The sequence below is a fragment of the Streptomyces sp. NBC_01408 genome (genome assembly GCF_026340255.1).
Classification (GTDB): domain Bacteria; phylum Actinomycetota; class Actinomycetes; order Streptomycetales; family Streptomycetaceae; genus Streptomyces.
In genome coordinates, this window is the sequence record NZ_JAPEPJ010000001.1 from 907,306 (window position 1) to 927,991 (window position 20,686).

23 protein-coding genes are annotated in these 20,686 nt (G+C 72.7%); 15 read left to right on the top strand and 8 right to left on the bottom strand.

The window, feature by feature from the left end:
• Positions 1–119 precede the first annotated feature (119 nt).
• Together rarD and OG447_RS04195 are read left to right on the top strand one after the other, a co-directional pair.
• Positions 120–1,073 carry an EamA family transporter RarD gene (gene rarD, locus OG447_RS04190; protein WP_266934920.1) on the top strand — a complete coding sequence of 318 codons (954 nt, stop codon included), beginning with the start codon at positions 120–122 and terminating at the stop codon, positions 1,071–1,073.
• A gap of 202 nt (positions 1,074–1,275) precedes the next feature.
• Positions 1,276–2,592, top strand: a complete 1,317-nt coding sequence (locus OG447_RS04195; protein ID WP_266934921.1) for a M28 family metallopeptidase — start codon at positions 1,276–1,278, stop codon at positions 2,590–2,592.
• On the opposite strand, the gene OG447_RS04200 is transcribed toward OG447_RS04195, so the two are convergent.
• From OG447_RS04200 to OG447_RS04215, 4 genes are all read right to left on the bottom strand, one after another.
• Positions 2,589–2,999: a hypothetical protein gene (locus OG447_RS04200; protein ID WP_266934922.1), complete on the bottom strand. Its 411-nt coding sequence runs from the start codon at positions 2,997–2,999 to the stop codon at positions 2,589–2,591. The two genes, OG447_RS04195 and OG447_RS04200, sit on opposite strands and share 4 nt — an antisense overlap.
• Positions 2,996–3,199 carry a hypothetical protein gene (locus tag OG447_RS04205; RefSeq protein WP_266934923.1) on the bottom strand — a complete coding sequence of 68 codons (204 nt, stop codon included), beginning with the start codon at positions 3,197–3,199 and terminating at the stop codon, positions 2,996–2,998. The genes OG447_RS04200 and OG447_RS04205 overlap by 4 nt, the downstream gene beginning before the upstream one ends.
• A 105-nt stretch (positions 3,200–3,304) precedes the next feature.
• On the bottom strand, positions 3,305–4,513 hold the full coding sequence (locus tag OG447_RS04210) for a sigma-E factor regulatory protein RseB domain-containing protein (protein WP_266934924.1): 1,209 nt from the start codon (positions 4,511–4,513) through the stop codon (positions 3,305–3,307).
• A 225-nt stretch (positions 4,514–4,738) separates the two neighbouring features.
• A complete protein-coding gene (locus tag OG447_RS04215) occupies positions 4,739–5,749 on the bottom strand; it encodes a polyprenyl synthetase family protein (RefSeq protein ID WP_266934925.1) in 1,011 nt (336 codons plus the stop codon).
• A gap of 190 nt (positions 5,750–5,939) precedes the next feature.
• Here OG447_RS04215 and OG447_RS04220 point away from each other — a divergent pair, with 190 nt between their 5' ends.
• On the top strand, positions 5,940–6,266 hold the full coding sequence (locus OG447_RS04220) for a hypothetical protein (protein ID WP_266938978.1): 327 nt from the start codon (positions 5,940–5,942) through the stop codon (positions 6,264–6,266).
• Between the two features lie 21 nt (positions 6,267–6,287).
• Positions 6,288–8,291 carry a CocE/NonD family hydrolase gene (locus OG447_RS04225; RefSeq protein ID WP_266934926.1) on the top strand — a complete coding sequence of 668 codons (2,004 nt, stop codon included), beginning with the start codon at positions 6,288–6,290 and terminating at the stop codon, positions 8,289–8,291.
• Positions 8,292–8,391: 100 nt separating this feature from the next.
• Here the strand turns inward: OG447_RS04225 and OG447_RS04230 are convergent, their stop codons facing one another.
• The 3 genes from OG447_RS04230 to OG447_RS04240 are packed head-to-tail and all read right to left on the bottom strand — an operon-like array spanning position 8,392 to position 9,661.
• Positions 8,392–8,601 carry a DUF397 domain-containing protein gene (locus OG447_RS04230; protein WP_323181723.1) on the bottom strand — a complete coding sequence of 70 codons (210 nt, stop codon included), beginning with the start codon at positions 8,599–8,601 and terminating at the stop codon, positions 8,392–8,394.
• 32 nt (positions 8,602–8,633) lie between these two features.
• On the bottom strand, positions 8,634–8,828 hold the full coding sequence (locus tag OG447_RS04235; protein WP_266934928.1) for a DUF397 domain-containing protein: 195 nt from the start codon (positions 8,826–8,828) through the stop codon (positions 8,634–8,636).
• Positions 8,825–9,661 carry a helix-turn-helix transcriptional regulator gene (locus OG447_RS04240; RefSeq protein WP_266934929.1) on the bottom strand — a complete coding sequence of 279 codons (837 nt, stop codon included), beginning with the start codon at positions 9,659–9,661 and terminating at the stop codon, positions 8,825–8,827. Before OG447_RS04240 ends, OG447_RS04235 begins: the two co-directional genes overlap by 4 nt.
• Positions 9,662–9,767: 106 nt before the next feature.
• Between OG447_RS04240 and OG447_RS04245 the strand changes: the two genes are divergently transcribed.
• The 3 genes from OG447_RS04245 to OG447_RS04255 are packed head-to-tail and all read left to right on the top strand — an operon-like array spanning position 9,768 to position 10,611.
• The gene (locus OG447_RS04245; RefSeq protein ID WP_266934930.1) at positions 9,768–10,007 is read left to right on the top strand and encodes a hypothetical protein; all 240 of its coding nucleotides are present in this window, start codon (positions 9,768–9,770) and stop codon (positions 10,005–10,007) included.
• Positions 10,004–10,219: a hypothetical protein gene (locus tag OG447_RS04250; RefSeq protein ID WP_266934931.1), complete on the top strand. Its 216-nt coding sequence runs from the start codon at positions 10,004–10,006 to the stop codon at positions 10,217–10,219. Before OG447_RS04245 ends, OG447_RS04250 begins: the two co-directional genes overlap by 4 nt.
• Positions 10,216–10,611 (top strand): hypothetical protein, encoded by a 396-nt coding sequence (locus tag OG447_RS04255; RefSeq protein ID WP_266934932.1) that lies wholly within the window; start codon positions 10,216–10,218, stop codon positions 10,609–10,611. Before OG447_RS04250 ends, OG447_RS04255 begins: the two co-directional genes overlap by 4 nt.
• Here the strand turns inward: OG447_RS04255 and OG447_RS04260 are convergent.
• Positions 10,602–11,408, bottom strand: a complete 807-nt coding sequence (locus OG447_RS04260) for an HAD family hydrolase (protein WP_266934933.1) — start codon at positions 11,406–11,408, stop codon at positions 10,602–10,604. The two genes, OG447_RS04255 and OG447_RS04260, sit on opposite strands and share 10 nt — an antisense overlap.
• 141 nt (positions 11,409–11,549) lie before the next feature.
• Between OG447_RS04260 and fahA the strand changes: the two genes are divergently transcribed.
• The 8 genes from fahA (at position 11,550) to OG447_RS04300 (ending at position 20,497) form a co-directional block, all read left to right on the top strand.
• Positions 11,550–12,776, top strand: a complete 1,227-nt coding sequence (gene fahA, locus OG447_RS04265; protein WP_266934934.1) for a fumarylacetoacetase — start codon at positions 11,550–11,552, stop codon at positions 12,774–12,776.
• Positions 12,777–12,915: 139 nt separating this feature from the next.
• Positions 12,916–13,686, top strand: a complete 771-nt coding sequence (locus OG447_RS04270; RefSeq protein ID WP_266934935.1) for a GntR family transcriptional regulator — start codon at positions 12,916–12,918, stop codon at positions 13,684–13,686.
• A 33-nt stretch (positions 13,687–13,719) separates the two neighbouring features.
• A complete protein-coding gene (locus tag OG447_RS04275) occupies positions 13,720–13,947 on the top strand; it encodes a ferredoxin family protein (protein WP_266934936.1) in 228 nt (75 codons plus the stop codon).
• A 14-nt stretch (positions 13,948–13,961) separates the two neighbouring features.
• Entirely contained in the window at positions 13,962–15,314 is a 1,353-nt protein-coding gene (locus OG447_RS04280; protein WP_266934937.1) for an ABC transporter substrate-binding protein, read from the top strand.
• The gene (locus OG447_RS04285; RefSeq protein ID WP_266934938.1) at positions 15,311–16,249 is read left to right on the top strand and encodes an ABC transporter permease; all 939 of its coding nucleotides are present in this window, start codon (positions 15,311–15,313) and stop codon (positions 16,247–16,249) included. The genes OG447_RS04280 and OG447_RS04285 overlap by 4 nt, the downstream gene beginning before the upstream one ends.
• Positions 16,246–17,031 (top strand): ABC transporter ATP-binding protein, encoded by a 786-nt coding sequence (locus tag OG447_RS04290; protein ID WP_266934939.1) that lies wholly within the window; start codon positions 16,246–16,248, stop codon positions 17,029–17,031. The genes OG447_RS04285 and OG447_RS04290 overlap by 4 nt, the downstream gene beginning before the upstream one ends.
• Positions 17,032–17,058: 27 nt before the next feature.
• Positions 17,059–19,788, top strand: a complete 2,730-nt coding sequence (locus tag OG447_RS04295; RefSeq protein WP_266934940.1) for a fumarate reductase/succinate dehydrogenase flavoprotein subunit — start codon at positions 17,059–17,061, stop codon at positions 19,786–19,788.
• A gap of 88 nt (positions 19,789–19,876) precedes the next feature.
• The gene (locus OG447_RS04300; protein WP_266934941.1) at positions 19,877–20,497 is read left to right on the top strand and encodes a hypothetical protein; all 621 of its coding nucleotides are present in this window, start codon (positions 19,877–19,879) and stop codon (positions 20,495–20,497) included.
• The last annotated feature ends 189 nt before the right edge of the window (positions 20,498–20,686 follow it).

Consider the following 20,686-nt stretch of genomic DNA (forward strand, 5'->3'; position numbering starts at 1 on the left):
TGGAGGCCGGCCACACCAGCCCTGGAAGATGTCATGAGTATCTCCGTATGACGGGCATGACATCCGGCCCGCGCGGCGTTACCTTCGTCAAGTTGGCTGGAATGCGTACAGGAGGCCCCGTGAAGGCGGAGAACGATCAGCGCGCGGGTCTGCTCTACGGATTCGGCGCCTACGGGATGTGGGGGCTGGTCCCCCTCTTCTGGCCGCTCCTCAAACCCTCGGCACCCATCGAGATCCTCGCCCACCGCATGGTGTGGTCACTGGCCGTGGTCGGCCTGGCACTGCTCGCACTGCGCCGCTGGGGATGGATACGGGAGCTGCTCCGCCAGCCGCGCAAGCTCGCCCTGACCACACTGGCCGCCTCCGTGATCACCGTGAACTGGGGCCTCTACATCTGGGCCGTCAACAACGGCCAGGTCGTCGAGGCGAGCCTCGGCTACTTCATCAATCCCCTGGTCAGCATCGCGATCGGGGTGCTGGTGCTCGGCGAACGGCTGCGCCGCGCGCAGTGGGCGGCCGTCGGCGTCAGCTTCGCGGCCGTGCTGGTGCTCGCCGTCGGCTACGGGCGGCCGCCGTGGATCTCGCTGGTCCTGGCCTTCTCCTTCGCCACGTACGGGCTGATCAAGAAGAAGCTCGACATGGGCGGGCTGGAGTCGCTGACCGCCGAGACCGCCGTGCTGTTCCTGCCCGCCCTCGGCTACCTGCTGTGGCTGGGCGCCCAGGGCCGCTCCACCTTCGCCACGGAAGGCCTGGGGCACTCCGCCCTGCTCGCCGCCACCGGCCTGGTCACCGCGGTCCCGCTGGTGCTCTTCGGGGCGGCCGCGATCCGGGTCCCGCTGTCCACGCTGGGGCTGCTCCAGTACATGGCGCCGGTGTTCCAGTTCGGGCTCGGCGTCCTGTACTTCCACGAGGCGATGCCCCCCGAGCGCTGGGCCGGCTTCTCTCTGGTCTGGGCCGCGCTCGCCGTCCTGACCTGGGACGCGCTCCGTACGGCGCGCCGGTCGCGGGCCCGGCTGGCGGCCGTTGCGCAGGCACCGGCGGCGGTCGTGGCACCGGCGCGCGAGCCGGCGTAACAGCACACGCTCCACCCTCACGATCCCCGGTACGGACCATACGTACCGGGGATCGTCCGTTTTCCGAACCGTCATGACCGGATTATGGTCTTGACGGATTGTCATGTCCTCGCTGACCATCAGGCTCGCACTGACGCACTAACGCTCACCCGCGCCACCACCGCACGTTCCGTCATATCCCCGCGGAATCCCGGAGCCCCCCATGAGCCTGTCCGTCTCCCGGCGCCTTGCCGCCGTGACCGCGATCGCGGTCACCGGCCTGTTCGCCGCCGCCACTCCCGCCGCACTGGCCGCCCCCACGGCGGCCACCGCGGCGCCGACACCGCCCGACATCCCGCTGGCCAACGTCAAGGCCCACCTGTCGCAGCTCTCCACCATCGCCGCCAACAACGGCGGCAACCGCGCCCACGGCAGGGCCGGTTACAAGGCCTCGATCGACTACGTGAAGGCCAAGCTGGACGCGGCGGGCTTCACCACCACCCTGCAGACCTTCACCTCCAGCGGCGCCACCGGCTACAACCTGATAGCCGACTGGCCGGGCGGCGACCCCAACTCGGTCCTGATGGCCGGCGCGCACCTGGACTCGGTGAGCTCCGGCGCGGGCATCAACGACAACGGCTCGGGCAGCGCGGCCGTGCTGGAGACGGCCCTCGCGGTCTCCCGGGCGGGCCTCCAGCCCACCAAGCACCTGCGCTTCGGCTGGTGGGGCGCGGAGGAGCTGGGCCTGGTCGGCTCGAAGTACTACGTCAACCAGCTGCCGGCCGCCGAACGCGCGAAGTTCTCCGGCTACCTGAACTTCGACATGATCGGCTCGCCGAACCCGGGCTACTTCGTCTACGACGACGACCCGACCATCGAGCAGACCTTCAAGAACTATTACGCGGGCCTCGGCGTGCCCACCGAGATCGAGACCGAGGGCGACGGCCGCTCCGACCACGCCTCGTTCAAGAACGTGGGCATCCCGGTCGGCGGCCTGTTCACCGGCGCCAGCAACACGAAGTCCTCGGCGCAGGCCCAGAAGTGGGGCGGCACGGCCGGTCAGGCCTTCGACCGCTGCTACCACTCCTCCTGCGACAACACGGCGAACATCAACGACACCGCCCTGGACCGCAACTCGGACGCCGTCGCCTACGCGATCTGGACCCTCGGGGCGGCCACCCCGGTCCCGCCGGGCCCGTCCTTCGAGAACACGGCGGACGTGAACATCCCGGACTCCCCCGGTGCCGCGGTGAACTCTCCGATCACGGTGTCCGGTGTCACGGGGAACGCCCCGGCCACCACCAAGGTGGACGTGAACATCGTCCACACCTACCGCGGTGACCTGGTGGTCGATCTGATCGCCCCCGACGGCAGCGTCTACAACCTGCACAACCGCAGCGGTGGCAGCGCCGACAACCTCGTCCAGAGCTACACCGTCAACGCCTCCAGCGAGGTCGCGAACGGGATCTGGAAGCTCCAGGCCAAGGACACGGCCGGACAGGACGTCGGCTACATCAACAGCTGGAAGATCAGCTTCTAGGACTGGTTCCGGCCGGGCGAGGCGGGCTGCGGGTCCTGTATGCGGGCCCGCAGCTCCTCGGCGACCGCCGCGATGTCCGCGCGGCCCAGCTTCGCCGCCTCGACGAGATCGCCGAGCACCTCCGGCGACGGCAGCTGCCCGGCCCCCGCCACCCGCAGGTACGAGCGGGTGGCCGCGGCCGCGTAGAACTCGTTCATCGGGGATTCCAGCGCCGGGCACACCGCGAGGGTGTGCAGGAACGCGGCGGCCCGCCACGCGGTGTCCGGGGCGGGCTGTTCGGGCACCATGACGAGGTCGTTCTGGTGGCGGGCGACCGCGGCGGCCACCCCTGAGGGGTCCCACACGGCGGGATCGGACGGAAGATGGTGGGCCAGAGCGGTCCAGGCCCACTCCATGGTGATCTTCAATTGCCGAACCGCTGCTGGAAGTAGCCCCAGTGATCGGCGAACTCGTCTATGCCGGACAGGAACTCCTTCCGGTCCTCGTCGAGTTCGCGTTCGGTGACCTCGGTGATCAGCGCGGTGACCGTCGTCCCCAGCGCCGCCGCGCGCGCCTTCAGGCGTTCGTGGAACTCTTCGTCCAGGCGGATGGTGACGTGTCTCGACATGCCCTCCACCGTACAGCGGGCGCGCTGTACGCAGGAGGGGAACGACGCGAGGGTGGGCCGGGACACATTCCCGGCCCACCCTTCGGACAGTCTTCCTACGGGTGACTACTTGTTGGCGTCGGCCGCCTTCACCAGCGCGTCCTTGGTGACCGCGCCGACGTAGACCTTGCCGTCGTCGGTGATCAGCGCGTTGACCACGCGGGTGGACAGGACCCGGCCCTCGCCGAACTTCCCGGAGACCTTGTCCCCGAGGGAGTCGAGGAACTGCTTGGCCTGCTTGGGCGCGTTCTTGTCGTTCTCCAGGTCCTTGAGACCCTGGCCCGGCCCCGAGTCGATGCGCGCGATCGTCGCCCAGCCCTCGCCGAGGACCTTCACGTCACCCTTGCCGTTCGCCCCGCCGATCAGGCCGTCCAGACCCGGGAAGGATTCGAGCGCCTTGAACTCCTTGTCCCCGCGGGCGGACTCGGCCGCGCCCTCGGTGACCTTGGCGCCCTTGGGAGCCGTGAACTTGAAGGTGTCGGCGGACGGCTTGGCGAAGTCCACCTTGCTGAAGCCCGCGTCCAGGATCGGCTTGCCACCCTGGGTGGACAGCACCTGCACGCGCAGCGGCACGCCGTTCTTGGCGTCCACCGCGATCTGCACCGAGGAGATCGTGGAGCCGCTCTGCTTGGGCTTGAGCACCAGCTGGTAGGCATCGCGGCCGGCCACCTGCGCCGTGTCGCCGACGCTGACGTCCGTGGTCGGGCCGGCGGCCTTCAGCAGGTCCTCGGCGAGCTGCTGCGGCGAGGCGGCCAGGCGGTCGCCCGTCTTGTGCTCCTTGCCCGCGTCCTTGCCGCCGTCCTTGCCCGGCTGGTCGGCCTTCTCGTGGAAGACCTCGTTCGACTTGGAGTCGTAGCCCCACACGTCGTCGCCGTTGTGGATGAGGCTGTACTCGTCCTTGCCGTCCAGGAAGGTGAGCTTCTGGCGGTCCGGGCCGTCGGCGGCGACGCGGAAGGTGTGCGTACCGCTCGCCAGCTGGGCGACCTTGTCCTCCGGGTTGGCGGAGCCGCCCGCGAGGCCACCGCCGCCGAGCAGTCCGGTGGCGAGCTTCGGCAAGCCCAGGTCGGTGCTGATCTTGGCCGTGCCGGACAGCTCCTGGACGTCCGAGGCGGCGACCTTCTCGATGAGCTGCTGCGCCGTCACCTTCGGAAGGTCGGGTCCGCCGGCATTGGCGAAGGCCGGGACCATCGCGACGGTCGCCGCGGCCACACCTGCCACCGCGACCGGTACGGCGTACCGGGCGACCTTGCGAGAAGTCTTCGTGTTCGCTGCCATGTCAGTGCCCTGCCCTCTGTGTCGACGGCGGCGACCCCCGTGTCGCCGCGCTCACCCGATCTGGTGGGGTTTGATGACTCCATCTGACCAAATCCGGGGCCCGCGGGCGTCAGTCCCCGGAAGCAACTGTGCGTACGACCGTGGGATGACACGGAAGGGGCCCCCCTCCCCCGACCCGTAGGGGTCGCCGGGGCGGAAGGGCCCGTTCCACTGTCTGGGGGCGCGTCAGCCCGCGCGGTGCACCACCGCGTCGCAGAGCTCTTCCAGCGCCGACTTCGCGAAGCACTCCGGCAGCGGGGCGAGCGTGGCCCGCGCGTCCTCGGCGTACCGGATGGTGTCGCGGCGGGCCTGCTCCAGGGCGGGGTGCGCCCGCAGCCGGGTCAGCACCTCGGCGTGCCGGGCGTCGTCCGACAGGTCGCCGTCCAGGAGCCGTACGAGTTCCAGGTCCTCCTCCCGCCCGTCGCGGGCCGCGGCCTCGCGCAGCCGCAGCACGGGCAGGGTGGGGATGCCCTCGCGCAGGTCGGTGCCCGGGGTCTTGCCGGACTCGTGCGCGTCGGAGGCGATGTCGAGGACGTCGTCGGCGAGCTGGAAGGCGGTGCCGAGCCGCTCGCCGTACTGGGTGAGGATGTCGACGACCGACTCGTCGGCGCCGGCCATGAGCGCGCCGAAGCGGCCGGACACGGCGATCAGCGAGCCCGTCTTGCCGGCGATGACGTCGAGGTAGTGCTCGACCGGGTCGCGTCCGTCGCGGGGGCCGGCCGTCTCCAGGATCTGGCCCGTCACCAGCCGCTCGAAGGCCTCGGCCTGGATGCGTACGGCCTCGGGGCCGAGGTCCGCCAGGATGTGCGAGGCGCGGGCGAACAGGAAGTCACCCGTCAGGACGGCCACCGAGTTGCCCCAGCGCGTGTTGGCGCTGGCCACCCCGCGGCGCACGTCCGCCTCGTCCATGACGTCGTCGTGGTAGAGCGTCGCCAGGTGGGTGAGCTCCACCACCACGGCGGACGGCACGATTCCGGGCGCGTACGGATCACCGAAGCGCGAAGCGAGCATCACCAGCAGCGGGCGGAAGCGCTTGCCACCGGCCCGCACCAGGTGCTGTGCGGCCTCGGTGATGAAGGGGACTTCGCTCTTGGTGGCCTCCAGCAGACCCGCCTCGACGGCGGCCAGTCCGGCCTGCACATCGGTCTCAAGAGCCTGGTCCCGCACGCTCAGTCCGAACGGCCCGACGACGGTCACGAGGGGTACTCCTGTCTGCTGACGATCACGGTGACGATCACCTGGATTGTCGATGTGTCGCTGCCATCACTCAAGCCAGCGTATCGGGTCTGTTTTCGATCACCGAGAGCGCCTGTCCGGCCATCACCCGCGCACCGCCCGAAGCGCACCGGTATGTTCGTGAGGAGCCGAATCAACCGGAGAATGCATTTTGTCCAGAACTACGCCCGTTGTAGAGGAGCCCCCGGACCCGGGCACGGCGGCCTCCGTGTCGGCGGCCTACGGAACCATGGTCTACCTCGTCTCCGTCGCCGGCGGATGGCTCGCCGACCGGATCCCCGGTTCCTGCGCGGCCGACGCGATGCGCGCCGCAGTGACGAAGATCATCATCGGTTGCGCCGCCTTCGCCGCGCTCTCCACCCTTCTGGCGGCCGTCGGATGGCTGACGACGGACCGCTTCGTCGGCCTGCTCACCCTCGGCGCGGCGATCGCCGCGCCGGCGCCGTGGCTGCGGCGCACCATGCACCCCGTCCACTGAGGCGAGAGGCGACTCAACCCCATGATCATCCGTACCGAGTTCCCGTACCGGACCACCCGCGAGGACGTCCGGATCCCGATGGCCGACGGCGTGGAGCTCTACGCACGCATCTGGCGGCCGGTGACGGACGAACCGGTTCCGGCCCTGCTGGAGTACCTGCCGTACCGGCTGACGGACTGGACGGCGCCGCGCGACTGGCAGCGCCACCCCTGGTACGCGGGGCACGGCTACGCCTCGGTACGGGTGGACGTACGCGGCCACGGGTGCAGCGGCGGCCTGCCCGGCGACGAGTACGACGCCCGCGAACTGGCCGACGGGGTCGCGGTCGTGGAGTGGCTGGCGGCCCGGCCCTGGTGCACCGGCTCGGTGGGCATGTTCGGGATCTCCTGGGGCGGCTTCAACTCCCTCCAGATCGCCGCGCTGGCCCCCGGGCCGCTCAAGGCCGTCGTCACCGTCTGCTCCACGGACGACCGCTACGACAACGACGTGCACTACACGGGCGGCTCGGTCCTGGCCGTGGACATGCACGCCTGGGCGGCGACCATGCTGGCCTTCGCCTCCCGCCCGCCGGACCCCCTGTTCGTCGGGGACGGCTGGCGCGAGCAGTGGCTGACACGGCTGGAGTCGGTGGAACCGCTCATCCACACCTGGCTCTCCCACCAGACGCGCGACGCCTACTGGCGCCACGGCAGCGTCTGCGAGGACTACCCGGCCATCGGCGCGGCGGTCCTGGCCGTGGGCGGCTGGCACGACCCGTACCGGGACTCCGTCCTGCGGCTCGTCGAGCACCTGCCGGCCGGCCGCGTACGGGGCCTGATCGGCCCGTGGTCGCACCAGTACCCGGACCGCGGGCTCCCGCCCGGCCCGGCGATCGGCTTCCTCCAGGAGACCCTGCGCTGGTGGGACCACTGGCTCAAGGGCGCGGACAACGGCGTGATGAGCGAGCCGCCGCTGCGCGCCTGGATCAGCGGCTCCCACCCGCCCGCGACGGTCTACGAGGAGCTCCCGGGCCGCTGGGTCGGGGAGAAGGCCTGGCCGTCGGCGTCCGTGATCCCCGTCCCGTACGGGCTCCAGGGCGCGCCGGTGCTCGTCGCCTCCCCGCAGCACACCGGGATGGACGCGGGCCGCTTCCTCCCCTTCGGCAACGAGGCCGACCTGCCGCCCGACCAGCGGGAGGAGGACGCGAAGTCGGCCTGTTTCGAGTTCCCGGTGGGCGCGGGCGAGCCGGTGGAGATCCTCGGCCGGCCGTCGGTGACCCTGCGGCTGCGCCTCGACGTGCCGTACGGGCAGGTCGTGGCCCGGCTGTGCGACGTGGCACCGGACGGCGCCTCCACGCTGATCACCCGGGGCGCGCTGAACCTGTCCGCGCGCCGGGGCCGGGAGCGGGCCGTGCCGTGGCCCGTGGGCGCGTACGAGGACGTCACCTTCGAGCTGAACGGCATCGGCCACGCCTTTCCGCCCGGGCACCGGATCCGGCTGGCGGTGTCCTCGGCCTACTGGCCCTGGATCTGGCCCCGGGCGGGCTCCGAGGCGGGCTGGACCCTGGACCCGGCGGGCAGCACGCTGACCCTCCCGATCCGCACCCCGTCCCCGGCGGACGAGGGCATCGTCTTCGAGGCGCCGGAGCAGGCGGAGCCGCTGGGGGTCGCCTTCCCCGCGACGCTGGACGAGCCGCGCCCGGAGCGGCTGGTCGTACGGGACGTGGCGCGCGGGACCTGGCGGCTGGAGGTCGACCCCCGCTACGGGGGCACCCGGGTGTACCCGGACGGCCTGGAGTTCAGCGAGGACGCGCTGGAGGTCTACGAGATCCAGGACGCCGACCCGCTGTCGGCCCGGACCCGCTCGGAGTGGCGCATCCGGCTCCACCGGCCCGAGCTGGGCTGGGACGCGCGGGTGGAGACCCGGTCGGAGATCTCGTGCGACGAGGGCGGCTTCCTGACGTCGAACGAGGTCGTCTGCCGGGAGGGGGGCGAGGTGGTCTTCCACCGCACGTGGGAACGCCGGCTGCCGAGGACGGCGGGCTGACCGGCCTGCCGGGCGGCCCTGGGGCTCCGCCCCAGACCCCGCGCCTCAAACGCCGGCGGGGCTGGAATTGCCCTGCGGGCAATCCAGCTCCGCCGGGCGGTCAGACGGTGGCGGAGATCCCGGCCTTGACGCCGTCCACGAAGCAGGCGAACGCGGCGGCGGTGAAGTCCACCACCGGGCTATCGGCGCGCTTGGAGTCCCGGACCGGCACGATGCCGCGCGCGGCGACGAGGTTGGTGGCCACCTCGACGCAGGCGCCGCCGTTCTCGCTGTAGGAGGACTTGAACCACCGGGGGGATTCGGTCATCACGAGGTGCCCTTTCGTAGCCCGATGGTGCGGGGTCAGACGGTCTTGACGCCGTCCACGAACGCGGAAAACGCGACGGCGGTGAAGCCGAGCACGGGGCTGTCGTCGCGCTTGGAGTCCCGGACCGGCACGACACCGCGCGAGGCGACGAGATTGGTGGCGACCTCGACGCAGGCGCCGCCGTTGTCACTGTAGGAGGACTTGAACCACTGGGGGGATTCGGTCATCACGAGGTGCCCTTTCGTAGCTGATCAATCATGGCTACCGATGCCGCCTGGGTGCATGCCTCGGCCTGGAGCTGATGGTAGGCCGTCATCATGGGCACCACGGAGTTGTTGTCCCGCTCCAGATAGCCCCGTTGGGCGGATTCCGCGTAGGACATGATCGAGCGGTCCGGCAGCGTCAGGATGTAGAGCGGCAGGTTGAACGGCCGTCGCTCACCCATATCGAACGGGGCAACCTGGAGCACCGTGTTCGGAAGTTCGGCGAATTCGAGCAGTCGCGTGAACTGGTCCCGCATGAGGGCGGGTCCGCCGAGGGGCCGACGGATACAGCTCTCGTCGAGCACCGCGAGGATCAGCGGCGGAGGGGTACGCAGCAGTACCGCCTGCCGTTCCGCGACGACGGCGATCCGCTCGGCCGCATGATCGGCAGTGATGGCGCCCCGCTTGGCGGCGCTCTCGGCAAGCACCGTCGCGTACTCCGGCGTCTGGAGCAGCCCCGGTATGACGCCCACCTCGTACAGGCGGATCTCCACCGCCCGGCTCTCGTAGCCGAGGAACTCCGGGAAGCCCTCCAGCAGTACGCCGTGCCGGATCTCGCGCCACTCGCGCTCGAACGACCGCTCGCCCTGGCCGGTGCCGAAGACCTCGTCGGCACTGCGCGAAAAACGCAGAGTCGGCACTTTCCGTCCAGTTTCGACCGCCGAGACGTGCGTACTGGAGTACCCGAGCCGCCCGCCCAGGGTTTCCTGCGTCCACCCCTGCTCCTCCCGCGAGCTGCGAAGACGCGCTCCGAAGGCCGCCTGGGGTCCGCGCTCGGGGTACAACTCCTTGCGGTTCAAGGGCTCCTGACCAATCTTCCGTTCCGATCCGACAGGTTGAAGCCTCCCCCGCCCAGGGCCACTCTGAACCCGATCGGTAGCGATTCGGCTACGGAGAGGAACGGCCATGTCTGCATCGAACCACCCCCATCCCCCGCCCCCCGGCACCGTCGTGGTGGACACGGGACGGGACGACCGGGTTGGGGAGTTCCGGGGGACGGCCGGCCCGTACTGGGCTCTGCGGCCCCTGCACGGTGGGCCGGAATGGGAGGCGGAGCCACGGGACGTCCGCCCCGCCGAGCCCATGGAGCGGCTGCGGGCCGAGATCGCCCGGCGCAACGCCCGCAGCGCGGAGGGTCGGCTGTGACGGCGGATCCGTACCCGGAGCCGTCCGAGGAGGACCGGCCGCTCGCCGAGCTGCGCCGCATCGAGTCGGACCCCGCCTACCGGGCACTGTTCCTGTCCCGGCTGGACACGGCGATCGTCGGGCGGGAGACGGAGCGGGAGGCGGAGCGGGACGCGTTCGCGGCGGCCGTGGCCGCGGCGGCGGCCGTCGTCGCCCGGGGGTGGCTCGCGTGAGCGGTACACCCGTACGCCTCGCCTGCGGCGCACACGGCGCCCTGTCCACGGCGCACCTGACCGCACTGGTGCAGCTCCTGTCCGCAGACGGGCCCGCCCTCATGGAGGTGCTCCGGGACGGTCCGGTACTGCGGTGCTCGCTGGAACGCCACGTCGGGGACCACATGGACCTCGTCCACGACGGCGGGGCCGGGGCCGCCCTGTGGGCCCGGTGGTCCGAGGCGGGCGGGCCCGACGCGCTCCTGGTGCTCCCGGACTGCCCGGCCACCGACAGCAGCGGCGAAGGGTGCGGTCAATACCTGTCCCACCTCGGCGGGCACACGTGGGAGGTCACCGACCCCGAGCTGCCTGACGGCCCCGGCCCCGGCCCCGGCGCCGGACGCTACGCGTAGAGGCGTTCCAGGACCACCGCGACGCCGTCCGCCTCGTTCGACAGCGTGACCTCGTCGGCGACGGCCAGCAGCTCCCGGTGCGCCGCCGCCATCGCCACCCCGTGCGCCGACCAGGCGAACATCGGGATGTCGTTCGGCATGTCCCCGAACGCGATCGTCGCCGAACCCGGCACGCCGAGGACGGCCGCGGCCCGGGCCAGGCCGCTGGCCTTGTCGATGCCCGGGGGCTGGAGTTCGACCGTGTGCTCGCCCGCCATGGTGACGTTCACCAGGTCGCCGACCACCGACCGGGCCACCCGCGTCAGTTCGTCGTCGTCCAGCTCCGGGTGCTGGAGCAGCACCTTGTTGATGGGGGCCGACCACAGGTCGCCGCGCCGGGGCACGCGCACCGTCGGCAGGTGCGGGTGCCACATCCGGTAGCCGGGCCCTATCAGCATCTCCGCGTCCACCCCCTCCTGGTTGACGGCCGCGTAGACCTCGCCGATCTCGGCCTCGATCTTGCCGAGGGCCACCTCGGCCAGGCCACGGTCCATGGAGACGGAGTGAAGCAGCACGCCGCGCGCCGCGTCGTACACCTGCGCGCCCTGCCCGCACACCGCGAGCCCTGTGTAGCCGAGGCCGTCCAGGACGTGTCGGACCTGTGGTACCGGGCGTCCGGTGACGACGATGTGCTGTGCGCCGGCCGCGCGGGCGGTCGCGAGTGCCTCGTACGAGCGGGCGGAGACGGTGTCTCCGGCGCGCAGCAGAGTCCCGTCCAGGTCAGTGGCGATCAAGGCATAGGGGAGGGCGGAAGTCACGGCGCCAAGGATACGGACCCCCCTGGACAAGTCCTACAAATAGAGCCCGAATCCCGCCTCCCGCAGGCCCCACCGGCCACGTAACGTGTCAGCCAGCTCCCGGGACACCCCCGGACCGCGTCGAAAGCGAGGCAGTACCCCATGCCCCAGCAGAGCCCCCTCGATGTCCCCGAGGGCGACCCGTTCGGGCCGCACAACCTCCCGTACGGCGTCTTCTCCACCCCGCAGGACCCGGCGCGGCGCCGGATCGGTGTGCGGATCGGCGGGCACGTCCTCGACGCGGGGGCGGCCGCGGCCGCGCTCGGCTCCCCGTACGCCGGGCTGCTCGGGCAGTCCTCCCTCAATCCGCTGCTGGCCGCCGGGCGTACCGCCTGGCGCGATGTGCGCCGCGCGCTGACCGCCTGGGTCACCGACCCCGGCCACCGCCCGTCGGTGGAGCCGCACCTGCTGCCGCTGGACGAGGTCGCGCTGCACCTGCCGTACGAGGTCGCCGACTACGTCGACTTCTATGCGAGCGAGCACCACGCCACCAACGTGGGGAAGATCTTCCGGCCGGACGGGGACGCCCTCACGCCCAACTGGAAGCACCTGCCCATCGGGTACCACGGCCGCTCGGGCACGATCGTGGTGTCGGGCACGGACGTCGTACGGCCCTCCGGGCAGCGCAAGGCCCCCACCGACCCGGCGCCCGTCTTCGGCCCGTCCGTCAAGCTCGACATCGAGGCGGAGGTCGGCTTCGTCGTCGGCGCCCCGTCCGAGATGGGCAGCCCGGTGGCGCTGGGCGAGTTCGAGGACCACGTCTTCGGCCTGTTCCTCCTCAACGACTGGTCGGCGCGCGACATCCAGGCCTGGGAGTACGTGCCGCTGGGCCCCTTCCTCGGCAAGTCCTTCGCCACTTCGGTGTCGGCGTGGGTCACCCCGCTGGAGGCCCTGGACGCGGCCCGGGTCGCCCCGCCCGCCCGGGACTTCCCGCTCCTGCCCTACCTCGACGACTCGGGCAGCGACCGCCCCGGCGGCTTCGACCTGCGCATCACCGTCTCCATCAACGGGCAGGAGGTGGCGCGGCCGCCGTTCGCGTCGATGTACTGGACCGCCGCCCAGCAGCTGGCCCACATGACCGTCAACGGCGCCTCCCTGCGCACCGGTGACGTCTACGGCTCGGGCACCGTCAGCGGCCCCGAGACCGGCCAGCGCGGCTCCCTGCTGGAGCTCACCTGGAACGGCCGCGACGCCATCGAGCTCGCCGACGGCAAGCGCACCTTCCTGGAGGACGGCGACACCGTCACCCTCACCGCCTGGGCCCCTGGCGCCGACGGCACCCGCGTGGGCCTCGGCGAGGTCACCGGCCGCATCGTGGGATCCCGCTAGTCCGGAATATGGTCGGCGGGGTGGCGGATCTTCCCGACGCCCCGCCGAAACCGCAGGTCAAAGCCGTGCGCCGACGGTGCGCGGTGGCGCAACACTGCGGCAACACAACCGCCGCCGGGCCGCCGGTACGTTCCCTGTCATGCCAGCCGAACGCACCCGTGAGCACACCGTCCCGGTCGCCGCCGCGCGCCGCCGGCGGCTGCGCGCGGACCAGGCGCGACAGCTCGCCGACCTGCTGCGCCACCAGATCCTGGCGGGCGGCTACCCCGCCGGCGTCCTCCCCCTGGAGGACACCCTCGCCGCCGACTACGGCGCCGGCCGCAACACCGTCCGCCAGGCCCTCGACCTGCTGCGCGGCGAGCGCCTCGTGGAGCGCCGCCCGGGCGTGGGCACCGTCGTCGTCTGCGAGAAGTACCCGCACGGCCTGGACCGGCTCCAGGGCCTGGCCGAAACCCTGCACGAGCACGGCGAGGTGACCAACGAGGTCCGGACGGCAGGCCCCGTCCGCGCCCCCGCACCCGTCGCCGGACGGCTCGGCCTGCCCGAGCACTCCGAGGTGCTCTACATCGAACGGCTTCGCCGCCTGAACGGCCTGCCGCTCTCCCTCGACCTCACCTACGTCCCCCTGGACATCGGCGCCGAGCTGCTGGACCGCGACCTGGAGCACACCGACGTCTTCCGGCTGCTGGAGCAGGTGACCGGGCAGCGGCTCGGCCGGGCCGAGATCACCCTGGAGGCCGTCAACGCCGACGCGCACTCCGCCGCCGTGCTCCAGGCCCCGCGCGGGGCCGCCGTACTGATGCTGGAGCGGCTCAGCCACCTCGCCGACGGACGCCCCGTGGACCTGGAGTTCATCCGCTTCCGCGGCGACCGGATCACCATGAGCGGCCTGCTGCACCGCTCCCTCTGACCACCGCTCACACCCCCTTTCCTGGAGACAGCCATGCCTCTGGTCCCCCAGCGCGGCGACGTGCCCGTGACCATCGACGAGTCCCTGTGCATCGACGGCTGCACCCTCTGCGTCGAGATGTGCCCGCTCGACTCGCTAGCGATCCGCGAGGACAACGGCAAGGCCTACATGCACGTCGACGAGTGCTGGTACTGCGGCCCGTGCGCCGCCCGCTGTCCCACCGGCGCGGTCACCGTCAACATGCCGTACCTGCTCCGGTGAAAGGTCTCGCCACCATGTCCGTCCGCCGTACGAAACCCCTCGCGCCCGCCCTCGTCCTGCTCCTCGCCCCCCTCGCCACGGCCTGTGGCGACGCCTCCGGGGCGGCCGGCGCCAAGACGGTCACCGTGACCGTCGGCTACCAGTCCAAGACCATCAACACCGTCACCGCCGGCACGCTGCTGCGCTCCCTCGGCTACTTCGAAGAGGAGCTCGCCGCGCGCGGCAAGAGGGACGGGACCACCTACAAGGTCGACTGGCAGGACTACGCCACCGGCGCCCCGATCACCGCCCAGATGACCGCGGGAAAGATCGACATCGGTTCGATGGGTGACTTCCCGCTCCTCCTCAACGCGGCGCGCGGCAAGGAGCTGAAGCAGCCCACCCGCCTCGTCTCCGTGACCGGCTACAACCTGCGCGGCGGCCTCAACACCGTGGTCACCGCCCCGGACTCGAAACTGAAGTCCCTCGCCGACCTGCGCGGCAAGAAGGTGTCGACCTCGGTCGGCTCGGCCGCCGACGGGACCCTCGTACGGGCGCTGCAACGGGCCGGGATCGACCCGGACAAGGGCGTCGAGAAGCTCAACCAGCAGCCCAGCGTGGGCGCCTCCGCGCTCCAGGCGGGCAGTGTGGACGCGCTGTCGCAGTTCGTCGCCTGGCCGGGGCAGCTGGCCTACGAGGGGCGGGCGAAGGCCCTGTACGACGGCGCCGAGCTGAACCTGCCGACCTTCCACGGGGTCACGGTGCGGGAGAAGTTCGCCCGCGAACGGGCCGGTGTGCTGGAGGACTTCCTGCGGGCCCAGCGCAGGGCGACCGGCCACCTGCGCGCGGAGCCGGTCGCGGCCGCCGAGTCGGTGGCCAAGGAGACGGGCCTGCCCGCGGAGGTGGTCTACCTCTACAACGGCGCGAACGGCATCGCCGCCTTCGACCCGGCCCTGCGTCCTGAGCTGATCGACGCGCTCAAGCAGGACGTGCCCGTCCTCCAGGCCGCCAAGCTGGTCGGCGAGGTCGATGTGGACGCCTTCGTGGACCCTGAACCGCTCCGCCGGGCGGCGGCCGGCGCGCCGGACTACCCGCAGGCCGCGGCCGCCCGCCCCGAGCTGTGGCTGAAGGGGCAGAACCGCACGCAGAGCTACGACTCCCCGCGCGAGCTGCTGAAGGCGGCCCGCGGCGCCGACGTCCGCGCCGCGTACGTGCCGGACGCGGTGACCGGCACGCTCTGGTTCGCGGACAAGGCGGTGTGGGTCGCCGAGGGACCGGAGCTGCGCGCCTTCGTCACCCGCGCGGGCGCCAAGTCCTACGTCGACCGGCACACGGCGACCGGAGCGCGGATCCTGAGCTTCGCCGAGGCCGGAGCCCTGGCGTCATGACGGCCGGCCGCTGGCTGCTGCGGGCGGCTTCGCTCGGCGCGGCCCTCCTGCTGTGGCAGGGGCTGACCTCGCTGGACGTGAACCTGTGGCTGCGGTTCGAGCAGTTCCCGACGGTGGGAGAGATCGCGGCGAAGTTCGCGGAGCGCGCCCAGGCCGGGCCGTACTGGCAGGACCTGGCCGCCAGCCTGCGCCGCATCGTGGCGGGCTTCGCCCTCGCGGCCGTCCTGGGCGTGGCGGTGGGCACGGCCATCGCCCGCTCGCGGATCGTCTCCGACGTGCTGGGGCCGGTCCTGGAGGTCCTGCGCCCGATCCCGGCCATCGCACTGGTCCCCGTGGCCATCCTGCTGTTCCCCTCCAACGAACAGGGGATCGTCTTCATCACCTGCGCGGCCGCCTTCTTCCCGGTGCTGGTCTCGACCCGGCACGCGGTGCGGGCGCTGACGCCGGTGTGGGAGGAGGCGGTCCTGACCATGGGCGGCGGACGCGGCCGGATCCTCGTCTCCGTGGTCCTCCCCGGAGCCCTGCCGGGCATCTTCGGCGGCCTGTCGGTGGGGATCGGCGTCTCGTGGATCTGCGTGATCTCGGCCGAGATGATCTCCGGGCAGTTCGGGGTCGGCTACCGGACCTGGCAGGACTACACGGTGGTGGACTACCCCGGCGTCTTCGTCGGCATGGTCACCATCGGCGCGCTTGGCTGGCTGACCTCCACGGCCGTGGAGCGCGCCGGGCGCCGCCTGACGCGCTGGCTGCCCGCGCGCGCGGCCCAGGCCCCGCCGCCCCGGCCGCCGCGACCGCGCCCCGCGTCGGGGGCCGCTGCCCGCGGGACCCCGGGCCGGGTGCGCCCCGGCTCCGCCGCCCCCGAATCCGGCGGCCCCGCCCGGCCCGGCGCGGCCGGAGCCCCGAAGTCCCGTACCCGAGAGGTGACCTCGTCATGAGTCCGACCGCTGCCGCGACCACCCCGGCCGCCACCTCACCCCGAGGGGCCCGGCTCGTACTGCGCGACGTACGGCTGGGGCACCGGGGGAACGCGGTCCTCGACGGGGTCGACCTGACGGTCGAGGCGGGCGAGGTGCTGGCCGTCGTAGGCCCGTCCGGCTGCGGGAAGTCCACGCTGCTGCGCACGGTGGCCGGACTGCTGCCGCCGCTGGGCGGGACCGTCGAACAGGACGGCCGGCCCCTGGCCGGCCCGTCCGCCGACCGCGCCCTGGTCTTCCAGGACGACGCCCTCCTCCCCTGGCGCACGGTCCGCGCCAACGTCGAACTCCCCCTCGCCATCGGGCGCTCCCGCGCGGGCGTGCGGCTGGCCGGCCGCACCGAGCGGCGGCGCGAAGCCGAGGGGTGGCTGGAGCGGGTCGGGCTCGCCGCGCAGGCGGGCCGGCTGCCGCACCAGCTCTCCGGCGGCCAGCGGCAGCGCGTGCAGCTGGCCCGCGCCCTCGCCGCGCGCCCCCGCGCCGTCCTCATGGACGAACCCTTCGGCGCGCTCGACGCCCAGACCCGGGCCGAGATGCAGGACCTGCTCGTGGACGTGCTCGCCGGCACCGGTGCGACCGTCGTCTTCGTCACCCACGACGTGGACGAGGCCCTCTTCCTCGGCGACCGCGTCGCCCTCCTCGGCACCAACCGTGCCGTCGACGTGCTCGCCGTACCAAACCCCCGCGACCGCGCCCGCGCGGCCTCGCACGCCGCCCTGCGGCAGCACGTCATCGACTCCCTCTGACCGAACCGAACGGAAAGGCAGCGCACCGTGGACATTCCCGCGATCGGCGACGCCGAGGAACTCTCCTGCGACGTCCTCGTCATCGGCGGCGGCACCGCCGGCACGATGGCGGCACTGACCGCCGCCGAGCGCGGCGCGCGGGTCCTGCTCCTGGAGAAGGCCCACGTGCGCCACTCCGGAGCCCTCGCCATGGGCATGGACGGCGTCAACAACGCCGTCGTACCCGGCCGGGCCGAACCGGACGACTACGTCGCCGAGATCACCCGCGCCAACGACGGCATCGTCGACCAGTCGACCGTCCGCCAGACCGCCACCCGCGGATTCGCGATGGTGCGGCGCCTGGAGTCGTACGGGGTGAAGTTCGAGAAGGACGAGCACGGCGAGTACGCGGTGCGCCAGGTCCACCGCTCGGGCTCGTACGTCCTGCCCATGCCCGAGGGCAAGGACGTCAAGAAGGTCCTCTACCGGCAGCTGCGGCGCCGCGAGATGCGCGAGCGGATCCGCATCGAGAACCGGGTGATGCCGGTACGGGTCCTCACCTCGCCCGAGGACGGCCGGGCGATCGGCGCGGCCGCCTTCCACACCCGTACCGGCGCCTTCGTGACCGTGCGCGCCGGGGCGGTGATCCTCGCGACGGGCCCCTGCGGACGCCTCGGACTGCCCGCCTCCGGCTACCTCTACGGCACGTACGAGAACCCGACCAACGCGGGCGACGGCTACGCCATGGCCTACCACGCGGGCGCCGCGCTCACCGGGATCGAGTGCTTCCAGATCAACCCGCTGATCAAGGACTACAACGGTCCGGCGTGCGCGTACGTCGCGAACCCCTTCGGCGGCTACCAGGTCAACCGGCACGGCGAACGCTTCGTGGACTCCGACTACTGGTCGGGCCAGATGATGGCGGAGTTCGCGGCCGAACTCGCCTCGGACCGGGGCCCCGTGTACCTGAAGCTCAGCCACCTCCCGGAGGAGTCCGTGGCCTCGCTCGAATCGATCCTGCACACCACGGAACGGCCGACGCGCGGCACCTTCCACGCGGGCCGCGGCCACGACTACCGCACGCACGACATCGAGATGCACATCTCGGAGATCGGCCTGTGCGGGGGCCACTCCGCCTCGGGCGTCCGGGTGGACGACCACGCCCGCACCACCGTCCCGCGCCTGTACGCCGCCGGGGACCTGGCGTCCGTCCCGCACAACTACATGATCGGGGCGTTCGTCTTCGGCGACCTGGCGGGGGCGGACGCGGCCCGGTACGCCGCGTACGAGGGCGAGCTGCCGGCCGACCAGCTGGCGGCGGCCCACGAGCTGGTCTACCGCCCCCTGCGCAACCCGGACGGGCCGCCGCAGCCGCAGGTGGAGTACAAGCTGCGGCGGTTCGTCAACGACTACGTGGCTCCGCCGAAGACGGGCGCGAAGCTGTCGCTGGCCGTCGAGGCCTTCGACCGGATGACGGGCGAAATCGCGCAGATGGGCGCGACCACCCCGCACGAGCTGATGCGCTGCGCGGAGGTGTCCTTCATCAGGGACTGCGCGGAGATGGCGGCCCGGTCCTCGCTGGCCCGTACGGAGTCCCGCTGGGGCCTCTACCACGAGCGCCTGGACCACCCCGAGCGGGACGACACGGGCTGGCTGCACCACCTGGACCTGCGCAAGTCGGCGTCGGGGGCGATGGAGTTCACGGCCCGGCCGGTGGAACCGTACCTGGTCCCGGTGGACGGGTTCACCCCGACGGGCGGCCCCGCACGGCACCTGGGCGAGGTCGCGCTGACCCCGGTCGCGACGGCGGGTCCGGCCGACGCTGCCGCGGGGCGCACGGCCCACCCCGACCCGGCCCGGGCTTCCGGCTCCGGGGGCGCCGCCGCGGGCCGGGCCGGGGGCGGCGCCTCGCCGCGGATCCTCGAACTCCTCGCCCTGGCCGAGGAGTCACCGGACCTGGCCGCCCTGCACCCCTACCTCACCGACCCGGACGCCGCCGTGCGTACGGCCGCCGTCGCGGCGCTCGGCGAGACCGTCCCCCCGGGTGCGGGACCGGCGCTCGCCGCCCGGCTGGCCGACCCGGCCCCCGCCGTACGGGCGGCAGCCGCGGGCGCGCTGCGCGAGCTGGTGGAGGTGCTGCCGGGCGGGCCGGAGCTGGGTGCCGGGCTGCGGGCCGCCCTCGCCGTGCCCGACCCGGTGGTGCGCTCGGCCGCGCTGGAAGCGCTGCGGGCCCTGCGGCTCGGGGACGCCGGGCTGTACGCGGGCGCGCTGGCCGACGCCGACCCGGAGGTCCGCATCCAAGCCGTCCGGGCGCTGGTCTCGGTGGACGCGGTCCCGGCGCTCGCCGCGGCCGCCGCGGACCCGGCCCGCGAGGTCCGGGTGGCGGTGGCCAAGGGCCTGGCCTCGGTGCACACCCCGGCCCCGGCCCCACTGGACCCGCTGCTGGCCGACCCGGATCCACTGGTGCGGGGGGCCGCCCTGGGGGCCCTGGCCCAGGCCGGCTGCCCCGGCCGCTACGCCGAAGCCGCCGCGGCCGCCCTGGCCGATCCCGCCTGGCAGGTACGGGCCGGGGCGGCGGCCGCGCTGTCGGCCGCCGACCCGGGAGTTGCCGTACCGCCGCTGGCCGGGGCGCTGGCCGACGCCAACGCGGACGTCCGCAAGGCGGCGGTCCTCGCGCTGCTGGCCCACCGGGACACCGCCGGAGCCCGCGCGGCCCTCGCCGCGGCGGTCTCCGACCCGGACGCGGACGTCCGCGCGTACGCCGCCCGGGCGGCCTGACCCGCGCCGTCCGGCCCGCCGCCCGGCCGGACGGCGGCCCGCGGGTGATGCTCCTGGGGCCTCGACCCCACGATCCAGGAGTCCCCGTATGGCCTCTCGTACCGGCAAGCTCGCCCTGGCCCTCACCGCGGCGGCGGCCCTCACCCTGGCGGCCGCCCCCGCCGGAGCCACCCCGACGCCGCCGGGAGGCCACGGCCACGCCCACGCTCACGGCCACGGCCGCACCCACGGCCACGGCGGCCCGGGGGCGCACCCCGCCGCCCTGGCCGACCTGACCCGCGCCGCCCTGGCGAGCACCCGGTACCTCCGGGAGCGGACGGCGACCGCGGCCGGCTACGTCCCCGACCAGTACTGCGTGACCGACCCGGCGGGCGGCGGCGCCCTGGGATACCCGCACTTCAACCACGCGTACGACGACTCCCTCGACCCCGCGAAGCCCGCCGCCCTGCTGTACGAGGACGACGCGTCGGGCCGCCGCCGGCTGGTCGCCCTGGAGTGGGTGGTCATGGACCGGGACGGGAAGCTGGAGACCGACGACGACCGCCCGAGCCTGTTCGGGCAGCCCTTCAAGGGGCCGATCGCGGGCCGCTTCAAGGGCCAGAAGACGCACTACGCCCTGCACGTGTGGCTGTGGAAGCCCAACCCCGCCGGACTGTTCGCGACGTTCAACCCGGACGTGCGCTGCCTCCCGGGCACCACCCGGCCCTAGGTCGTGTCGTCAAAGTCGCGTCTGGCTGTCGGGGTCCGGCACGCACGCTCGCCGCGTTGTCGTCGGTCGCCGATGCTCCGCATCGACTCCCTCCTCCGCCTTGCGATCGCACGCACCAGACCCCGACAGCACCGCCCTACGGGCGGCCGACGCCACTTTGACGACACCCCCTAACCCCCGTTCGGAGGC

Excerpts from the sequence above, each read along its gene's own strand:
- OG447_RS04195 (WP_266934921.1), top strand. The coding sequence starts at position 1,276 with ATGAGCCTGTCCGTCTCCCGGCGCCTTGCCGCCGTGACCGCGATCGCG.
- OG447_RS04205 (WP_266934923.1), bottom strand. The coding sequence starts at position 3,199 with ATGTCGAGACACGTCACCATCCGCCTGGACGAAGAGTTCCACGAACGC.
- OG447_RS04210 (WP_266934924.1), bottom strand. The coding sequence starts at position 4,513 with ATGGCAGCGAACACGAAGACTTCTCGCAAGGTCGCCCGGTACGCCGTA.
- OG447_RS04225 (WP_266934926.1), top strand. The coding sequence starts at position 6,288 with ATGATCATCCGTACCGAGTTCCCGTACCGGACCACCCGCGAGGACGTC.
- OG447_RS04245 (WP_266934930.1), top strand. The coding sequence starts at position 9,768 with ATGTCTGCATCGAACCACCCCCATCCCCCGCCCCCCGGCACCGTCGTG.
- fahA (WP_266934934.1), top strand. The coding sequence starts at position 11,550 with ATGCCCCAGCAGAGCCCCCTCGATGTCCCCGAGGGCGACCCGTTCGGG.
- OG447_RS04270 (WP_266934935.1), top strand. The coding sequence starts at position 12,916 with ATGCCAGCCGAACGCACCCGTGAGCACACCGTCCCGGTCGCCGCCGCG.
- OG447_RS04275 (WP_266934936.1), top strand. The coding sequence starts at position 13,720 with ATGCCTCTGGTCCCCCAGCGCGGCGACGTGCCCGTGACCATCGACGAG.
- OG447_RS04280 (WP_266934937.1), top strand. The coding sequence starts at position 13,962 with ATGTCCGTCCGCCGTACGAAACCCCTCGCGCCCGCCCTCGTCCTGCTC.
- OG447_RS04285 (WP_266934938.1), top strand. The coding sequence starts at position 15,311 with ATGACGGCCGGCCGCTGGCTGCTGCGGGCGGCTTCGCTCGGCGCGGCC.
- OG447_RS04290 (WP_266934939.1), top strand. The coding sequence starts at position 16,246 with ATGAGTCCGACCGCTGCCGCGACCACCCCGGCCGCCACCTCACCCCGA.
- OG447_RS04300 (WP_266934941.1), top strand. The coding sequence starts at position 19,877 with ATGGCCTCTCGTACCGGCAAGCTCGCCCTGGCCCTCACCGCGGCGGCG.